The sequence below is a fragment of the Trichocoleus desertorum ATA4-8-CV12 genome (genome assembly GCA_019358975.1).
Lineage (GTDB): Bacteria > Cyanobacteriota > Cyanobacteriia > FACHB-46 > FACHB-46 > Trichocoleus > Trichocoleus desertorum_A.
Genome location: JAHHIL010000002.1, coordinates 346,284 through 362,633, shown reverse-complemented (window position 1 = coordinate 362,633; position 16,350 = coordinate 346,284). Strand labels below are relative to the sequence as shown.

At 48.3% G+C, this 16,350-nt stretch carries 14 protein-coding genes and 1 tRNA gene; 8 read left to right on the top strand and 7 right to left on the bottom strand.

The window, feature by feature from the left end:
• Positions 1-193 precede the first annotated feature (193 nt).
• On the bottom strand, positions 194-592 hold the full coding sequence (locus KME12_04290; protein MBW4486990.1) for a hypothetical protein: 399 nt from the start codon (positions 590-592) through the stop codon (positions 194-196).
• 813 nt (positions 593-1,405) lie between these two features.
• On the bottom strand, positions 1,406-2,035 hold the full coding sequence (locus tag KME12_04285; protein ID MBW4486989.1) for a GNAT family N-acetyltransferase: 630 nt from the start codon (positions 2,033-2,035) through the stop codon (positions 1,406-1,408).
• A gap of 486 nt (positions 2,036-2,521) precedes the next feature.
• Between KME12_04285 and KME12_04280 the strand changes: the two genes are divergently transcribed.
• Together KME12_04280 and KME12_04275 are read left to right on the top strand one after the other, a co-directional pair.
• Complete coding sequence (locus KME12_04280) at positions 2,522-2,869, top strand: hypothetical protein (protein MBW4486988.1); 348 nt, start codon at positions 2,522-2,524, stop codon at positions 2,867-2,869.
• A complete protein-coding gene (locus KME12_04275) occupies positions 2,866-6,546 on the top strand; it encodes a response regulator (GenBank protein MBW4486987.1) in 3,681 nt (1,226 codons plus the stop codon). Before KME12_04280 ends, KME12_04275 begins: the two co-directional genes overlap by 4 nt.
• A 48-nt stretch (positions 6,547-6,594) precedes the next feature.
• Here KME12_04275 and KME12_04270 read toward each other — a convergent pair whose 3' ends face one another.
• Positions 6,595-7,392, bottom strand: a complete 798-nt coding sequence (locus tag KME12_04270) for a hypothetical protein (GenBank protein ID MBW4486986.1) — start codon at positions 7,390-7,392, stop codon at positions 6,595-6,597.
• A gap of 122 nt (positions 7,393-7,514) precedes the next feature.
• Here KME12_04270 and KME12_04265 point away from each other — a divergent pair, with 122 nt between their 5' ends.
• Both KME12_04265 and KME12_04260 read left to right on the top strand, forming a co-directional pair.
• The gene (locus KME12_04265) at positions 7,515-8,738 is read left to right on the top strand and encodes a hypothetical protein (GenBank protein ID MBW4486985.1); all 1,224 of its coding nucleotides are present in this window, start codon (positions 7,515-7,517) and stop codon (positions 8,736-8,738) included.
• A 96-nt stretch (positions 8,739-8,834) separates the two neighbouring features.
• Positions 8,835-8,905, top strand: a tRNA-Gly gene (locus KME12_04260).
• 202 nt (positions 8,906-9,107) lie between these two features.
• Here the strand turns inward: KME12_04260 and KME12_04255 are convergent.
• The 4 genes from KME12_04255 to KME12_04240 form a co-directional block, all read right to left on the bottom strand.
• Entirely contained in the window at positions 9,108-9,485 is a 378-nt protein-coding gene (locus KME12_04255) for a low temperature-induced protein (GenBank protein MBW4486984.1), read from the bottom strand.
• A 178-nt stretch (positions 9,486-9,663) separates the two neighbouring features.
• A complete protein-coding gene (locus tag KME12_04250) occupies positions 9,664-9,960 on the bottom strand; it encodes a hypothetical protein (GenBank protein ID MBW4486983.1) in 297 nt (98 codons plus the stop codon).
• Between the two features lie 88 nt (positions 9,961-10,048).
• Complete coding sequence (locus KME12_04245; GenBank protein MBW4486982.1) at positions 10,049-11,140, bottom strand: ABC transporter permease; 1,092 nt, start codon at positions 11,138-11,140, stop codon at positions 10,049-10,051.
• Between the two features lie 11 nt (positions 11,141-11,151).
• Positions 11,152-11,664, bottom strand: a complete 513-nt coding sequence (locus KME12_04240) for an adenine phosphoribosyltransferase (protein MBW4486981.1) — start codon at positions 11,662-11,664, stop codon at positions 11,152-11,154.
• Positions 11,665-11,999: 335 nt separating this feature from the next.
• Between KME12_04240 and KME12_04235 the strand changes: the two genes are divergently transcribed.
• The 4 genes from KME12_04235 (at position 12,000) to fmt (ending at position 16,350) form a co-directional block, all read left to right on the top strand.
• Positions 12,000-12,605 carry a DUF3038 domain-containing protein gene (locus KME12_04235; GenBank protein ID MBW4486980.1) on the top strand — a complete coding sequence of 202 codons (606 nt, stop codon included), beginning with the start codon at positions 12,000-12,002 and terminating at the stop codon, positions 12,603-12,605.
• On the top strand, positions 12,602-14,047 hold the full coding sequence (locus tag KME12_04230; GenBank protein ID MBW4486979.1) for a DUF4335 domain-containing protein: 1,446 nt from the start codon (positions 12,602-12,604) through the stop codon (positions 14,045-14,047). The genes KME12_04235 and KME12_04230 overlap by 4 nt, the downstream gene beginning before the upstream one ends.
• A 319-nt stretch (positions 14,048-14,366) precedes the next feature.
• The gene (locus tag KME12_04225; GenBank protein ID MBW4486978.1) at positions 14,367-15,308 is read left to right on the top strand and encodes an OmpA family protein; all 942 of its coding nucleotides are present in this window, start codon (positions 14,367-14,369) and stop codon (positions 15,306-15,308) included.
• Between the two features lie 31 nt (positions 15,309-15,339).
• A complete protein-coding gene (fmt, locus tag KME12_04220; GenBank protein ID MBW4486977.1) occupies positions 15,340-16,350 on the top strand; it encodes a methionyl-tRNA formyltransferase in 1,011 nt (336 codons plus the stop codon).

Genomic DNA, 16,350 nt, shown 5'->3' with positions numbered 1-16,350 from the left:
ACGGGAAAGATTAGCACCCAGAAGGTAATGAACTACATTAACGACCCGCATCACGGTTGAATAAATTCAACCCTTCGCTTATATCCCCCGGTTGAAACGCGGGGGCTTTACGCATCACACCCGTAACAAGATAAAGACCAAATAAGTTGATCTGAAAAACACTGACTTCTCTGTCACACCCACACCAAAATTCTCAGCGTCGAGTTTTGGGATTGAGATTAGTAGAGTTTTGACGCATGCTCCGAATCGTCTGTGGTAATATCCCCACTAAAAGCGCGAATGCTTCATCTGGTAGCTGGGCAACTGTGGCTGGATCAAAGTAGTTCTCAAACTGATTCAAGATCATTTGTGCCCGCTGCAATGGCACAGCGTTGTCGGTGAATTGTTGAGTGAGTCGAATCCACTGGCGGCGAATTAAATAAGCTTTTTGGCGCTCTTCATGAGTATCGGGTTCTACAAGAGATAAATCTCCGACTGGAATAGCCTTGACACAATCCATATCAAAGAAACCGCCTACTGCTGCGCCAGGCCCAGCGAATTCTGCATGAAACTGCTTATAAATAACTAGGCCATTTCTGCGGCGGCTATTCACCATCAACAACTGTCCGCTGTTTAGCTGAGTAATAAGTTCAGGTGAATGTGGGTGCTCAACAACAGTTCCGCAAGCGCTGGGATCTGGAATATTCATCCTTTGAAAGTTTTGAGCTTCTGTGTATTTGCCTATAACACAGGTGCGGCTAATTGGAATATTGACCTCGAAAGAGGCAGTCTGATAGCGCTGCTGGCCTTCGCTATCCATCGAGACCTACTCCTAATTGCTTCCTGTGGGCATGCACCCAAACCCAGCACCGGCTGACAAACCTAACCTTAAAGTACACCAAGTACATTGATTTGATTGGAAGCAATCGAGGCAGGCCTGCCATAACTTGACGTTACTTTTATGTGGTTTGCATTTAGGAGTCAAATGCTGGCTTCACACCCTTATTCTATGGTATCGAATCAACTATAGCCCAACCTAAATCAAGGAATAGATCGTGTGGAAAAGCCATTCAATCAGTTTGAAGTTTAAAGTGCGTATGAAGACTAAGAAAATATAAATCAAGAACAGATGAAGTTGCTCTATAAGCTTGAATCATTTGTAGTAAAAAATCCAATTTTGTTGAATTTGATTGGTTTGAGTAAATCTAGTTTGACTACCTCTAAAGTTGCCAGATATGACTGAATCATATAAATAAATCACACCTCACTTTAACAGCTATAGCTTTAGGAGAAAACGGGCAGTTCCTTATTTGAGTTAAAAAGTTATTTGAGGAACGGGCGATCGCCAACTATCTGTGCCAATTTTGCCAATTTTGTATAGTTTCAAAGAGTTTTAATACTTAGATTCCTCATGAGCATTCATTATTTAAACGGGTGTAGTCCGCCTCGCTGTAGCAGGCGAGAGATGCTTGTGTAGCAGGAGGCGTCGTGGCTGCCTCAGTAGCCAAGCACTCCAACTCGGATCGGCTTGTTGTAGTTTGTACCCTGTTTTAAGATAAAGCCGTCTAGCTTGATAATTATTTTCCAAAACATGCAGATAGATATCTTGAAATCCCCAGCTTAAAGCAATGCTCTCACATGCCGTCAAGAGGTGATACGCCACACCTTGGCGACGATGTTCTGCCCGAACAGCCAAATTGGAAAGATAAAGATATTTGGCCTGATGAAACTGAAAGACATGGGGATGACGCAACGCCATCTCTACGGTACCGATTAAATCGTCTGCTGAGTTTGAATCAGCCCGCTCTGATCTGAGCGTCGTATGCACAGCGACCAAACAAGCATAATTGGGAGTTGTCGATCGCAATCGATTGCGTAAATCTTCATATATGCCCAGACGCAGCAACGGGTACAGCCAGTGTCTTAGACCCGCCTGAGAATGAAAACTATCGGCCAGGATGTCAGTCAGACCAGTCAAGTCTGTTAACTGAGCAACCCGAACACTGAAGTCGGGCGAATCTAGTAATCGTCCCGGAGAGGTTTGCTCATCAGACATTGAGGAATAAAAAGAAAAACTCACTGTTCTCAGGATACATAGCCCGTAAAGATCGTAAATGATTTGTCTGGATGAAGTTAGAGCTAACACTGCTAGGAACTAATTTAAGCACTACACCACCCTTAACCCTTAAATAGCCCGATTTTAAATCTAGGCAAAACCAGGCTCAAAATTGGGAACGCTGGTTGAGGTTCATGGTCAATTAGCACGGCTTGTTAACTTTCGCAATATTAGAACTGTATTAGGATTGTATGAGGAGTGCATCAACCTTGAGCTAACCCTCGCTACATCCTGGATGAGACTGGGCACCTTAACTTCAGATGCCTGAAAAGGAACTCAGCTCTGATTACACAAGTTGTACCGCAGGGCATTAGCTTACTAACCATCATGATCGAGGTTTCCTCCCTAAAATTGTCACAATTTTTTCTGAGGAGTACTGTTTCAGACGGAATTAGTAGATCAGTACAGATTAGCAACCGGATTTTCTTGTCTTTGAATACTGCGACTGTCGTCACGCCTTTTGTTTTAAGGACTAGTAGCAAAGGACTGCAAACAAATTTTGTTGCGCAGCCCTCTACTCTGTTGCCTGTCAAGGTATGTCATCAGCAGTCCTTAAGCCTTCGTACTCTACTAGGAGTTTGGGGGCGAGAACTATGGATTACCGACCTAACTGTAGTGCAGCAACTTGGTGCTAATCGATTAATTAATTTAATTAATGCAGTGTTCAGGCAAGCTATTCACCTGGCACAACTCAGTCTCTCCAGTTCTAGCAACTTATATCCAGTGCAACGATTGTTGAATCAACTGCCTCTGCAGCAGGAGAGCGGTGCATGAAATCCCCAGATACCAGTAAACCCAAAATTCTGGTGGTTGATGACGAGCCAGATAACTTGGATTTGCTCTACCGAACTTTCCACCGAGAGTTCAAGGTACTCAGAGCTGAAAGTGCACCTGTGGCGCTGGATATCCTAGCTAACGAAGGTGATATCGCTGTCATCATCTCAGACCAGCGCATGCCCTTAATGAGTGGGACAGAGTTCCTCAGTCTCACGGCTACGCAGTATCCGGATATTATTCGGATCATTCTGACAGGATATACCGACGTTGAGGACTTGGTCGAAGCCATTAACTCTGGCAAAGTCTTCAAATACGTCACCAAGCCCTGGGATGATGAAGAACTTAAAGGTGTTGTGCGTCAGGCAGTTGACACTCACAACGTATTGAAAGCTCGCACACGAGAATTGTGTCGAACACTGCGGCAAGAGTCTTTACTGAATGCCGTCACCAACACGATTCGCAGCGCTCTTAACTATCGACAAATCATGCAAACGATTGTCGATACGATGGGGCAAATGTTTGAAGTGAGTTGCTGTGTTCTACGACCGTTTCAAGACGATCGCATGGAGGATGAGTGGTTTGTTTACGCGGCTCGTTCCCATCACGGAGCCAACTCGAATCACTCAACTGAACTATCTATGTCGGGCGAGACGAAGCTATTCCCTGTCTCGTCTGATGCCCATAGCAATGCAGCTAACGATTGGAGTCACTTGGCTCAGACCGTCTGGAAAACTCATGAGGTCAAACTTCTAGATGACGTAGCGACGCTGAAGGAAGATGAGGTTGATATTCCAGACTTGAAGCTGCGTCAACAGATTTATACCGACGCCAATATTCGTTCTAGTCTAGTAGTGCCCTTAATCTGCCGCCAGGAGTTGATGGCAGTTCTTGCATTGCATCAAACCGGGGAGCTGCGAGTTTGGCAAGATGACGAGATTCAATTGGTGATTGTGGTAGCCGATCAGGCAGCCTTAGCTTTGTCTCAAGCCCGTGCTTATGAACAAGTTCGAGCCTTGGCTCAACGTGAGGCATTGGTCAATACAATCACCGCAGCCATTCGCTCTAGTTTAGATCCGCAAGATATTTTTGCTGCTATTACTCAGCAGTTGGGCCAAGCACTCCATGTGGATGGCTGTGCTCTTTCCCTCTGGACAGAGGATGATGAGTATGTCCAGTGTGTTGGTCTACACGATTCTGCTGAGTCCACGAATGAGACCGTAGGAGAACTGACTAATTTGTTGCCCAGTTCTACAGCTGGGGTAGGACAGTCTAGTAGCTCTCATTTACCGTTTGAACTGACGCCGCCGCTAACCACTCATACAGCTAGTTCCAATAGCTCCCGCCGGAGCGGGTCAGCGCTGGATGGATTAGAGGATGGGGGAGTGCCTTTACGTCATTTACCCCAGTCACGGGTGCCGATCAGAGGAAATCCGGTGTTACAGCATTTGCTGTTAACTCAGAAGCCTGTAGCCATTGAGGATTTAGGCCAGCATCCAGAGCTGAATGTGGCAGATTTACCTTTGCGATCGCCTGCCCGCGCTCTGCTGGTCGTCCCTTTGCTGTCTGATGGCAAAATTATTGGCAGCATTTCTCTGCGACAAGTACGTCACCCACGCCGTTGGCAAGCTTCAGAAATTGAACTGGCTCAAGCCGTAGCTGCCCAAGCTGCGATCGCGGTGCAACAATCTCGTCTTTACCAAAAAACTCGGCAGCAAGCTGAGCAGCTTATAGAGCTAGACCGCCAAAAAACTGAATTCTTTCAGAATATTTCCCACGAATTCCGGACCCCGCTCACGCTAACGATTGGTCCTTTGGAGTCGGCAGTCGCTCAGAAAGAAGGGCTAGCTTATGATCAAGCCGTCATTGCTTTGCGTAATTCGCGCCGTCTTCTCCGCCTCGTCAATCAATTGCTAGATTTACAACGGCTGGATGCTGGTCGAATGCAACCCAGTTTCCGCCCCTGTGACTTGACCGAGTTTGTGAGTCAGGTCGTTGAGTCATTTCGACCGTACTGCGACAAAAAAGAAATTACGCTGTTCACAGAACTGCAAGATTGTCCTGCGATTTATCTTGATCTAGAGAAATTTGACAAGGTACTCTACAACCTCTTGTCCAATGCCATGAAGTTCACGGCAGCTAGTGGAAGGATCACAGTGTCTATGCAGTTGGCTGGCGACCACTGCCTATTGAAAGTGAAAGATACAGGAATCGGCATTCGTACCGATCAAATTCCGCACTTATTTGAGCGTTTCCGGCAAGCTGAGGGTTCTGCGAATCGCAGTTATGAAGGAAGTGGTTTGGGTCTCGCCTTGGTGAAAGAACTAGTGGAGCTGCACGGAGGCCAAATTTCGGTCGAGTCTGTGTATGGCGAAGGCACGACTTTTACCGTGTGGTTGCAGACAGGCCTAGCGCACTTGCCAGCCGAACAAGTCATTGAAGTTCCTACAGAAGCTCAAATGAGCCGTGCTGCTGTAGAGCTGGCTGACATCGAAGCTGAAATTTATGAAAAAGATGAGAAAGCGCTGCCCACACTGGAGGCAGGACTCGTGGGACTGGAGGCTGCTGCTGACAAAATCGCAGGGCAAGGACAGGATAAAACGGCTGTTGAGACAGTAGCTAGAACCAGTAAAGTTCTGGTTGTAGATGACAATTCGGACTTACGGACTTATGTCTCTAGAGTATTGCGGCAAGCAGGTTATCAAGTGCTGACTGCTCGAAACGGGGGTGAAGGCTTTAATGCTGCTCAGACACACCACCCAGACTTGATTGTGACGGATCTGATGATGCCACTGGTTTCTGGGCTCGACATGATCCAAATGCTGCGGGCATCCGAGGCTTTAAGGGGTACGCCAATTATTCTGTTAACTGCAAAGGTTGACGAAGATACCCGAATTGAAGGAGCAGAGCGGGGTGCGGATGCGTATTTATCTAAACCCTTCAATGACCGAGAGCTGTTGGCAGAAGTGCGGAACTTACTAGCTCTGAAGGCGAATGAGCGCCGAGTAGCGGAGCTGAATACCTACTTAACAGAATCTGTTCTACGGCGTTTCTTGCCACCATCGATGGTGAAAAAAGCCGCAGCAGGCGATTTGTCCTTGGATCTTCGACCTGAGCCGCGTCTCGTAACGGTCTTATTTAGCGACATTATTGGCTTTACCCAACTGTCGAATACTTTGCGATCGCGCCGCGTAGCGGAATTGCTCAATGAGTACCTGGCGGAAATGACTCAGGCCATTTTTGACAATGGGGGTACGGTGGATAAGTTTATGGGAGATGCGATTTTGGCGTTATTTGGGGCTCCTGAAGAACTAACCCCCAACGAACAGGTGCGGCGGGCGATCGCGGCGGCTCGGCAGATGTACCGCTCACTCAACAACCTCAATCGGCGCTGGCAGGAGCAAGGCATTAGCCAAGTCCAGTTCCGCTGTGGTATCCATCAAGGAACCGCAGTCGTGGGCATGTTTGGCAGTGCTGACCGCGCTGACTACACAGCGATTGGCCCTAGTGTCAACATTGCGTCGCGCATCCAGGAGGCGGCAGAGCCTAACTGCATTCTGGTTTCGGCAGCAGTAGCAGACTATTTAGACGAAGAAGAAATCACTAAATTCAGCCCGCTCAAGCTGAAAGGAGTGGATGAAACGGTATTGACTTTTGCCCTCAAAACAGAAAGGTAGTCGCAGCATTCACAAGCCGCAGCCTTAGACGAAAGCGGTAACGTACTGTCACAGCATTTTTTGAGCCTGTTTGACAAAGTGAATAAACTCGTCCCAACCGTTAAGACCCCCATTAACGGCGCGTCTAACTTGCTCCCAATCATGCTTTTGGGCGGCTGCATTGACTTCGCGATCGTAAAAATATAAAGCTAAAATTTCGGCAGCAATTTTGGGGTCGAGAGCCAGATCTGGATTATCTTCTAGTTGGCACCCTAGCTTTTGACCATATTCTCGATAGTTCGCTCGCCCCGTGATTTGGACAAAACCACGTCCGTGGTAGCGGGCTCCATCGCCTGGATAGATATTGCCTAAGTCTTCTCGGTTCTCGTACATTTCTGTGAAATAATCGTTGCCGCCCCACTCGTGAATTGGACGGAAACCTCCAGTTTCTACTCCGATAGTGGCGATCGCGGCAATTAAAGTAGAACGATTGAGTAACTGATGCTGATGAAATGCTTGCAAAACCCGTGGTAAGTAAGTCTGCACGTCACCCGGGGGGCAGTCTAAAATATCAGCGATTTGCCTTGGGGCTAGCATCTCCAGCAAAGGATTACAATTAGGAATTGTTTTTGCTTGAATTAACTGCTTAGCAATCTCTGGAGTTAGGTCGTCATTCGCCGCGTTAAATGCCTGACAAAAACGGGCGATCGCCGCAGAAGTTAAGGCACCACAGTGACCATCAGGCTCACCAATGGGCATTTGCAGATCACGCAATCGGACTTGGATCTGCTTCACTAAATCCGCATCTTGGGCAACCTGTTTCAAGGTTAAGGTAGCAGTTCCATTACAAATATCTTGTAACCGCATTGCAAATCTTCTCAGCTTTGCTCCGATTATCTCAAAAAGCGAGCTGGCATGAGGAATCGTTAGAATTTGTATACCATACTGGGAAATTAGCCGAATTTCGCGGGCTTGTTTGAAGTTTGCCAATGACACGATTTATTGATTCTACTCCTCAAACAGAGCCTGCTAATTGGCGTCGCCACGTTGATCCACCCCGTCTTTGGTGGATGGCGATCGCGGGTTCGGTTGTGGCGCATTTGCTCTTGGCGCTGACCTTGCGGTGGTGGTCGCTACAGGCAGCGATCGCTCAGTCCTCAGCCGCTAGTTCTGTGCCTATCGAGTTGATTGACCTGGCTCCTGAGACCGTCGCCCCCGATGACCTAGCCTCTTCTCCAACTGCTGCATCTGCTCAAGACCCTACATCTGCTGAGCCTACTCAAGCTAGTGATGAGTCTCCTGCCCCAGAACCTGGAGTCACTACTGTCATTTCTGAATCTCTAGACGTTTCAGCACCGTCACCTGTTATTCCATCCCCTAGCCCTTCACCGCAAGAGTTACAACCGCTTCAGCCATCGCCTGCCATCCCTCAAGCATCTTTACCGTTTACTCCCCCCGTTTTACCTAGTCCTGAGCCAAGCCCTGAAACGGTTCAGGATAATGGTGAGGTTCCACTAGCGAATACCAATAACCAGGCACCAGCGCCCCCAGACAATAGTCTTCCACCCAGAGAACCCAATAGCCTACCTGAGCCACCTCTGGAAGATGCTGGGACTTTACCAGCAGAGCCTGAACAGACAGCAACAGATCCGCCAGGCAACGAAGATCCGTCCGCAAATCCTGGTAATGGCACAGGAGAGCCAGAAACCGAAACTTCATCCGATCCTGTCTCTCCCGCCCCTACCGCCCCAGATTCAGCGTCTGCCCCAGCTAATGAAGATGTGGGTGAGCCAATTGATCAACACACTCTTGACCAAAATTCAGTCTCTGCTGAATTTCAAGCTAGCTTAAGCAACATTGAGGTGCCTAGAGACGTGGGAGACATTCCTAAGTACTCCGCTGAGCCTAAAGTCACTTACCGAACCTTTTCCCCAGGTGCTAATTCGTCCTTGTGTCTATCACTCGAGCCCGAAATTCGTCGTCTTTTTTCTGGCGAGCCAGTAGACCTAAGAATTACGATCGATGACCAAGGGCGTGTTTTAGCACACTACACATCGGTCAGGAAGTCTAGTGGGAGTGAATCCTTTGATCAATTAGCCAAATGTGCGATCGCTGCTTGGGAATTTTACCCAGCTTTTAACCGTAGAGACGATCCTGAATCTGTGGTTTTCAGCCATTTAGATGTGCGTGTCACGATCAATTCAGTTAATTGAACGAAACTTTAAGCTCGAAATTTCCAGTAATCGTGTTATCCTAGTCTAGGCTTGATTGCTAAGTGATATTGCACTGGCAATCAGCAAAATTCAATCGCGGGTGTAGTTTAGTGGTAAAACCATAGCCTTCCAAGCTATTGATGCGAGTTCGATTCTCGCCACCCGCTTATTAAGAACTTAAAAAATTAAAGTAAAAAACAAGGGGTTAGCGATCGCGCACCCTTCTAAGTTTTTAGATAAAAAACAAGGGTAGGCTGCAAGAACCTACCCGAAGCTTTGTTTTAGGAACCTCTAAAACAGAGGTGAGATGAGCTGAAAGAAGGTGAGTAGGGACAATAGTTGAGTTTCAGGGACTCCTAGCAACTCAAACTATTTACCTTGAAGCTTTTCAAGATTCTTCTTGATGGTTTGCTCAACAGAGGGGGCAGCATCTTGAGAGTTGGAAGGGCGATACATCTTGTCAATATCAGCGTCACCCTGAGCCGCATTCAAGCCCTTACCTTGAGTTTCAACTTCCTGCTTTTCTAGTCCATAAGGATCTTGTGCTTCTATAGCCTCATAAGACTTCGCTTCAATCCCTTTGAGCTGAGCTTCGCCTTTGGTGGGGCTGCTGCTGCCCGAATACATGGAAGATGCGGCAAAAGCAGGAGCCGCTTGAGTTACTAATAGTAATGCACAAGTAAAAGCAATTACTAAAAAGCGTACAGGACGTAGAAGAGCAGATAAGTTGATGCGAATAGATTGCATATAGAGCTTCTCCGAGTAACAGTTATTATGTGTTGTCAAGCAGGAATTTTGTGAGTGACTTCCTGCGTCACCTGCACTTAATTTGCTGGAATTCGCTACCTGCTCGCATCTATACCCAGATAGATTCTAGAGAAATAAATTCAAAACAAGGCATAACAATCGCTTGAGAAGTTAACTGCTACGATACCGAAGATAGGAACTCTACCTGAGGTAGGAGCGGATCTTGGACGATGCCAACTCCTGCAAAACCCCAGCGCTTCATTAAACCAGTGATCTGCGTACCAGGAATGGATTCCACGGCAAAGCGATCGCGGAGGTCAGAGGCATGAGTATTCAGATAGCTCAGAGCCTCAAAATCTTCACGAAACATCAACAAATAACTAGCCTTGGTAGCACTAGAACCTTGACTAAAATTAGCAGTTAGGTAGTTGCCATCTAGTCTGGAGCGAATGATGTAATAAACCTGAGAAAGCATAGTCACCTCAGGAGGAAATACCCGAAAATACTATTTACTTAGTTGGCCTACGTGGGTAGGTGCTTTGGCAACAAGGTGCTGGCGCTTGTCACTTTAAGTTTTCTAAACGAATTCGGGGATCAACAGCTTTGAGCAGTAAATCGGCTAATAGATTGCCAACGATTAACATGACTGCCCCCATCATCAGGCTAGCCATCACTACATACAGATCCTGAGCAATCACTGCCTGCAAAATCAATCGACCTAACCCAGGCCAGTTAAAGAAAAATTCTGCAATAAAAGCACCACTTAGAAGCCCCGCAAATTCAAACCCTAGCAGTGTAATTAAAGGATTAATCGCATTGCGTAAGGCATGCACATAAATGACTTTGTTTTCTGGCAAGCCCTTAGCCCGCGCCGTTTGAATATAATCCTGCCGCAAAACATCCAGCAATTCCCCCCGCATAATGCGCTGTAAGCCTGCAAAGCTGGTGACGCTGAGAGCTAGAGTGGGCAAAATCATGTGCCAACCCACATCCAAGATTTTGCCAATGGGGGAGAGGTCATCATGGTTGATGCTGGTCATATCTCCCACGGGAAAGAGCGGCGAGGTATTTTGGGCCAAAATTAGCAACAGCAACGCCGTGATGAAACTGGGAAACCCTTGACCGATGTAGCTGATTACTTGCAGCACTCGATCTGCTGTCCGGTTTTGATTCACAGCGCTAACGATGCCCAAAGGAATCGCGATCGCCCAAGTGATTACCAATGAGGCGATCGCCAACAACAGCGTATTGCCGACTCGCTCCCACAATAGAGCTGCCACCGATCGCTGATAGACAAAGCTAGTGCCAAAATTTCCTTGAGGCAAAATTAGGGGAATCGGCCCCACCTTAACCACATGAGGCTTGAGGATCTGCCAAAGCCAGCGCCCATATTGCTCCAGCATTGGCTTATCTAGGCCAAACTGTTGCTGTAACTCTTGGATTCTCTCCGGCGAAATCTTAGGATTCTGCCGCAAAGTATCGAGGTAATCCCCAGGTGCCAGTTGAATAATCGCGAAACTCAAGGCAGACGCCAGCAATAAAGTCAGCAGTGCCTGTAATAGTCGCTTCACCACATAAACAAAGGTTTCGCTGGTAACTGAGGAGATTACCCGATGCCCAAAGGAGTCCAGCCCGCTACGATCAGAAAGAGTCATTCAAGCCAGTATTAATAGTCAACCAAGGTCACAATTGGAACTTCTGGTAACCGCTCACGGCCCTTTAAGTCCCGTAGCTCGATGATAAATCCAAAGCCTACAAGGTGACAGCCCGATTGTTGTACCAATTTAGCGGTTGCCTGAGCGGTGCCCCCGGTCGCAATCAAATCGTCTACGACCAAAATCCGACAGCCTGACTGAAAAGCATCTTGATGCACTTCTAAGCGATCCATGCCGTACTCTAGTTCATACTCAATACTGTGAACTGGACCAGGCAACTTACCAGGCTTGCGGACGGGGATGAAACCAGCTCCCAGTTTGTAAGCGAGAGGAGCGCCAAAAATAAATCCCCGTGATTCCATGCCAACGACATAGTCCGCTCTGAGATCGCTACACTTGTCCGCTAGGGTATCAATGGTGTAACGCAGCCCTTCTGGATCGCGCAATAAGGTTGTAATATCTCGGAACAGAATTCCTGGTTTAGGAAAATCGGGAATCTCACGAATGAGGGATTTCAGATCCATAAAATTGCGGGTAAGAATTGAGGGTGCAGTCGGCAACTATTGTTTAATTGAACCTGAAATTGGCTGCGATCGCTTGAATAAGCTTTTTGGAGTGTCAATCATTCAGCTCAGTTGCCTCAGAAATCGTACAATGAAAGTTTGTAAAGTTTTGGTTGATTCTAAACATTTGGAGTTGTTATTTGCTGGGTTCGAATAATCTAAGTAGAGTTGGGGAATGATAGAAATTGGCAGATCCCCGATGCTCTGAGTGCAAAATTCTAAACTATCGGTAGGTTGCTGCTGATATCTCACCCCCTAAGGTCTAGCAAGCTGGAATGAATGTGTCTGTGAGCGTAATGCCGTCAACGAGTCTATCCGCCCCGTCAGCTCCTTTATTCTTGGAGAATCTACCCGATCCAAACCTACCCGCTGGCGTTTGTCCCCGTCGAGCTCGCTTAGAAATTGACCTAATGCTTTTGGCAATTGAAGCGCTGGACTTAGGGGGCTCTGAAGCGATTTTGTCAGTGGCAAAGGAGTTGGAACTCCAGGGGATTATTAAGAATCGAGTGGCTTTGTGGCGCATACGCAGCACTAACCCCCTTCGTCGTTATAGCCAGCGCCAGCCTCTGAGCTTAGTAGAAGCCAAAGCCCTCGTCGCGATCGCCTGTCACTTAGCTCGTCGTCTAACTGTAGTGATTCGCCAGCTATTGCTAGCCCATCGGCAACTCACAGAGAAGCAACTTTCGGTAGAGCATCACTTCCGCCTGTATGACTACCTAGAACGCTTCCGCGCTCACTTCCGCGCCCGAATGAACCCACGACGGGCTGGAGTTTTGGCCTACGGCTCCGACGAGAAATTGAACGAATTAGCGCTGAGCTTGCTGGGCAAATTACTATTTTGTACGGGCACCTTTGGCATGCAACGGTTTTGGATCAGTTTGTTTGATGGAGAGGTAGAATGACGATTCAACGTCAGTACAGCTTGCCCAACTGCACGCTAGTTTTAGAAGGATTAAGCGATCCGACCGCCTCCACTAATCCCACCGAGTTGCGGCCTTTGATGTCGATTTTGATTAATGCCGAGTGCCGAATTTTGGGGCGAGAGCAACCCATCTCTGGCGGACGTGACTTTTTTGTGGCTTTAGTGGTGGCAGTGAGCCGCTACGCACAAGAATTTCTTAGCGGCATCCACCTGCCTGTATCCTCCCCAGCCATTCAACTACAGGAGTTAGACCGCAATCAGCACCGTTTAATTGTGCAACCTTCCGAAGAAACGGCTAGAGAGACAGCCTTTGCCACCCAGATCGATCTCAATACGGTGCAGCTATTTGATCTAGTGGATGCAGTGGATCAATTTTTTGCTGACGCCCAAACCTTGCCCGACTTGACCCTACAGCTAGCACCCGTTTCAAAGCGCTATACAGCCGCTCGTCAAATGACAGCTGAGCGAGTAGTGCCTGCTGCTATCGGTGTATCTGGCTTGGCTCTAGCTGCTGTGGCTCTTTTCTTTATTCCTATTCCTCAAGTTCAGAAGCCTGAAGATCCGACAGCTCAGCCGAATACTAGTCAGTCGCAGACCCCCTCACCGACCGGAACGGCTAGCCCCTCTCCTCAGACAGCCGCAGCGGTACAAACCAGCCCCACTGAATCTCCAACTTCTTCGCCAACAGCCTCCCCAACGTCTAGTCCTGCGACTACGACTCAGCCCAACCTAGAGAACGTGCAAGCGGCTCTGGCTGCTGCGCCGGAGATTACCGATCCGACACAGCTTGATAGTTTGAGTAAAAAGGTATACGACCAGATCGACCAATCTTGGAAGCAAGAACCAGAGTTCGATCAGGAGCTAGTGTATCGAGTCAGTGTTGCCCAAGATGGGGCTATTCTTGGTTACAGAGAAGCTGAGAATACGCCTACCGGAGCGGCTCAGCAAACTCCTTTGCTTGACCTTCTCTACATTCCTGCCAATGGCGGTAGTTTGTCTCAGGAGCCGATTGGTCAGTTCCGAGTTGTCTTCCGACCCAATGGGGTATTGCAAGTGAGTCCGTGGGGAGGTTACACAGCAGCGCCTAGCCCTACCTCAGAAATCACTGACTCATCAGCCATTGAAGATCTGACTGGTAGGCTCTACGACCAAATTGACAGAAATTGGAAAGAGAAGCCTGATTTTGAGCGGGAGTTGGTTTACCGGGTGAATGTAGCACCGGATGGCTCGATCGCGAATTATGAGCCGATGAATCAGCCTGGGTCTGACTATGTGGAAGATACGCCCTTGCCTACCTTACTCAAATCTGATGCTGCCCCTGCCCAGAATAACTCAGCTAATCAAGCTTCATTAGCGCCTTTTAGGGTGGTGTTTAAGCCCAATGGGGTGCTGCAAGTGAGCCCCTGGCGCGGTTACCAGTAAGGGGGTTCTTTAAACGCTCGCCTGACTCAGAGATAGGACTGCGGTCCTGTCCAAATGCTATTGACCGATCGGCCAAATACTTGGGGGCGATCGCGTGGAGTGGCAGTGGTTCGACCTGAGAGATCTACGGTTCACAGGGGCCAGTAGGATTCACCAACCAGAGACAATGGAGGTTTCACAGTTCATCAAAGGTTTCATGCGCTGTAACTTTTCTTAGTTGAAGCCGAGAAAACTTTGTAAGAAACTTCAATTTGCTCAATTGCTTCCCAGAGTTGAGATAGCATCACAATTGAATCGTCTTTAAGATTGACTAGTCAGCGTGACTCCAGTTTCCAAAGCAAGCTCTCCTACAATTAGGCCACCCAAGCAAAATTGGCCGCTCTTAGTGTTTATGTTTCGGCTCCTGCTGTTACTAGTGGGAGGGGGATTTGCTTGGCTGGGAGGAGTTGTAGTGGCGGCCTTTTATCCTGCCCCTAATCCAGAACTGCCTCTGTTCGAAAAAGCCTTGCGTCAATCTAGCGCCTGGGTAATTCAGATCAAGCGGCTACCCCAATCTTGGACCCAACCCAGAGTTTCCCCTCAAGCCGATACTCCAACGGTTGCCCCTAGCCCTACCGTTGCTGTCAGTCCGCTCCCACCCCTCACCACGGCTCAACAACAGCAGATTGAGGCAGAGGTAACTCAATTGCAAACTACTGTTCAAAGTGTGAGCGATCGCCTGACTGCTTTAGAAACCCAGCTAGGCACTAATCGAGCTGTAGAACCTTTAGAAAACCGTTTGGCTATTTTGACCCAACAGTTAGCCACAGCCTCTGGCACAGCGCCACCGAGTCCTGCTCCTACCCCAGCTGCAACTACGGCGATCGCTCCAGTAACTAATGCAATTAGCAGCTCTGGAGCCTATCCCGCAGGTCGTTTGACAGTCACTTTACCCACTGATTTGCTATTTAGAGCAGGTCAAGTAGGCTTCAGCCCAGAGACACGCAACTTGCTCGACAGCATTGTTGGAGATCTGCGTAATTATTCCGGTGCCTCGGTGCAAGTAGCAGCTCATACCGATGATGCAGGTCAGCCAGAAGCAGTTCCAGAGTTGGCTTTTCAGCGGGCACAAATGGTGCAGCAATACCTCGCCAGTACTCTAGGCAACGCTTATCACTGGGTCGTGATTGATTATGGGTCAGCCTATCCTCTCGCAGAAAACAATAGTGTGGCCAATCAACAACGGAATCGGCGGATTGAAATCGTGATTGATCCCCGATAAAGTGTGGGTTTCAAATAATTTGCCACAAAGCATGAGAGTTGTTTTCTTCGGTACGCCCCAATTTGCGGTTCCCAGTTTGGAGAAGCTGCTCAATCATCCTGAGTTTGAAGTAGTAGCAGTGGTTAGCCAGCCCGATAAACGTCGTGGGCGGGGTAATCAGCTGACTGCTTCACCCGTTAAAACAGTGGCTTTGGCGCACCAGCTCCCCGTTTGGCAACCCCAGCGGATCAAGAAAGATCCTGAAACGTTGGCGCAACTAGCAGCTCTGCAAGCCGATGCTTTTGTAGTAGTAGCTTATGGGCAAATTCTCTCTCAGCAGATTTTGGACATGCCTAAGCTGGGATGTATTAATGGGCATGGTTCCATCTTGCCGCAATATCGAGGTGCTGCCCCGATTCAGTGGTGCCTCTACCACGGTGAAACCGAGACAGGTATTACCACCATGCTGATGGATGCGGGCATGGATACAGGGCCGATGCTACTGAAGGCTACTACTGCAATTGGGTTGCTAAATACAGTCCAAGACCTAGCGACTCGGTTAGCGGAGCTGAGCGCAGATTTGTTAGTAGATACGCTGTTGAAGTTGGAGCGGCGAGAAGTGCAACCAATGGCTCAAGATGCAGCAGCTGCAACTTACGCTCCTCTGATTCAAAAGCAAGACTATTGTTTAGATTGGTCGCGATCGGCGATCGCCTTGCATAATCAAATTCGCGGTTTCTTTCCTAACTGTGTCGCCATGTTTCGGGACACAGCTCTCAAAATTGAGTCAACCCTGCCATTAGGGCCTGCTTATTGGGACTTGCTGCCCACTGAATTCCGAACCTTGGAAGCAGACTGGTCAGAGCTAGTTGCTAGTCAACTTTCCCCTGGCTCCGTGATTCACATTGCTAAAGGATTGGGGCCAGTTATGCAAACGGGTGATGGCTTATTACTGCTGCGAGATGTGAAGCTGGCAGGAAAGCGATCGCAATCAGGCTGGGATTTTGCCAACGGCACTCGCTTAGAGGTGGGGGAAGTGTTAGGCAACGGCCAAGAGTTTTGA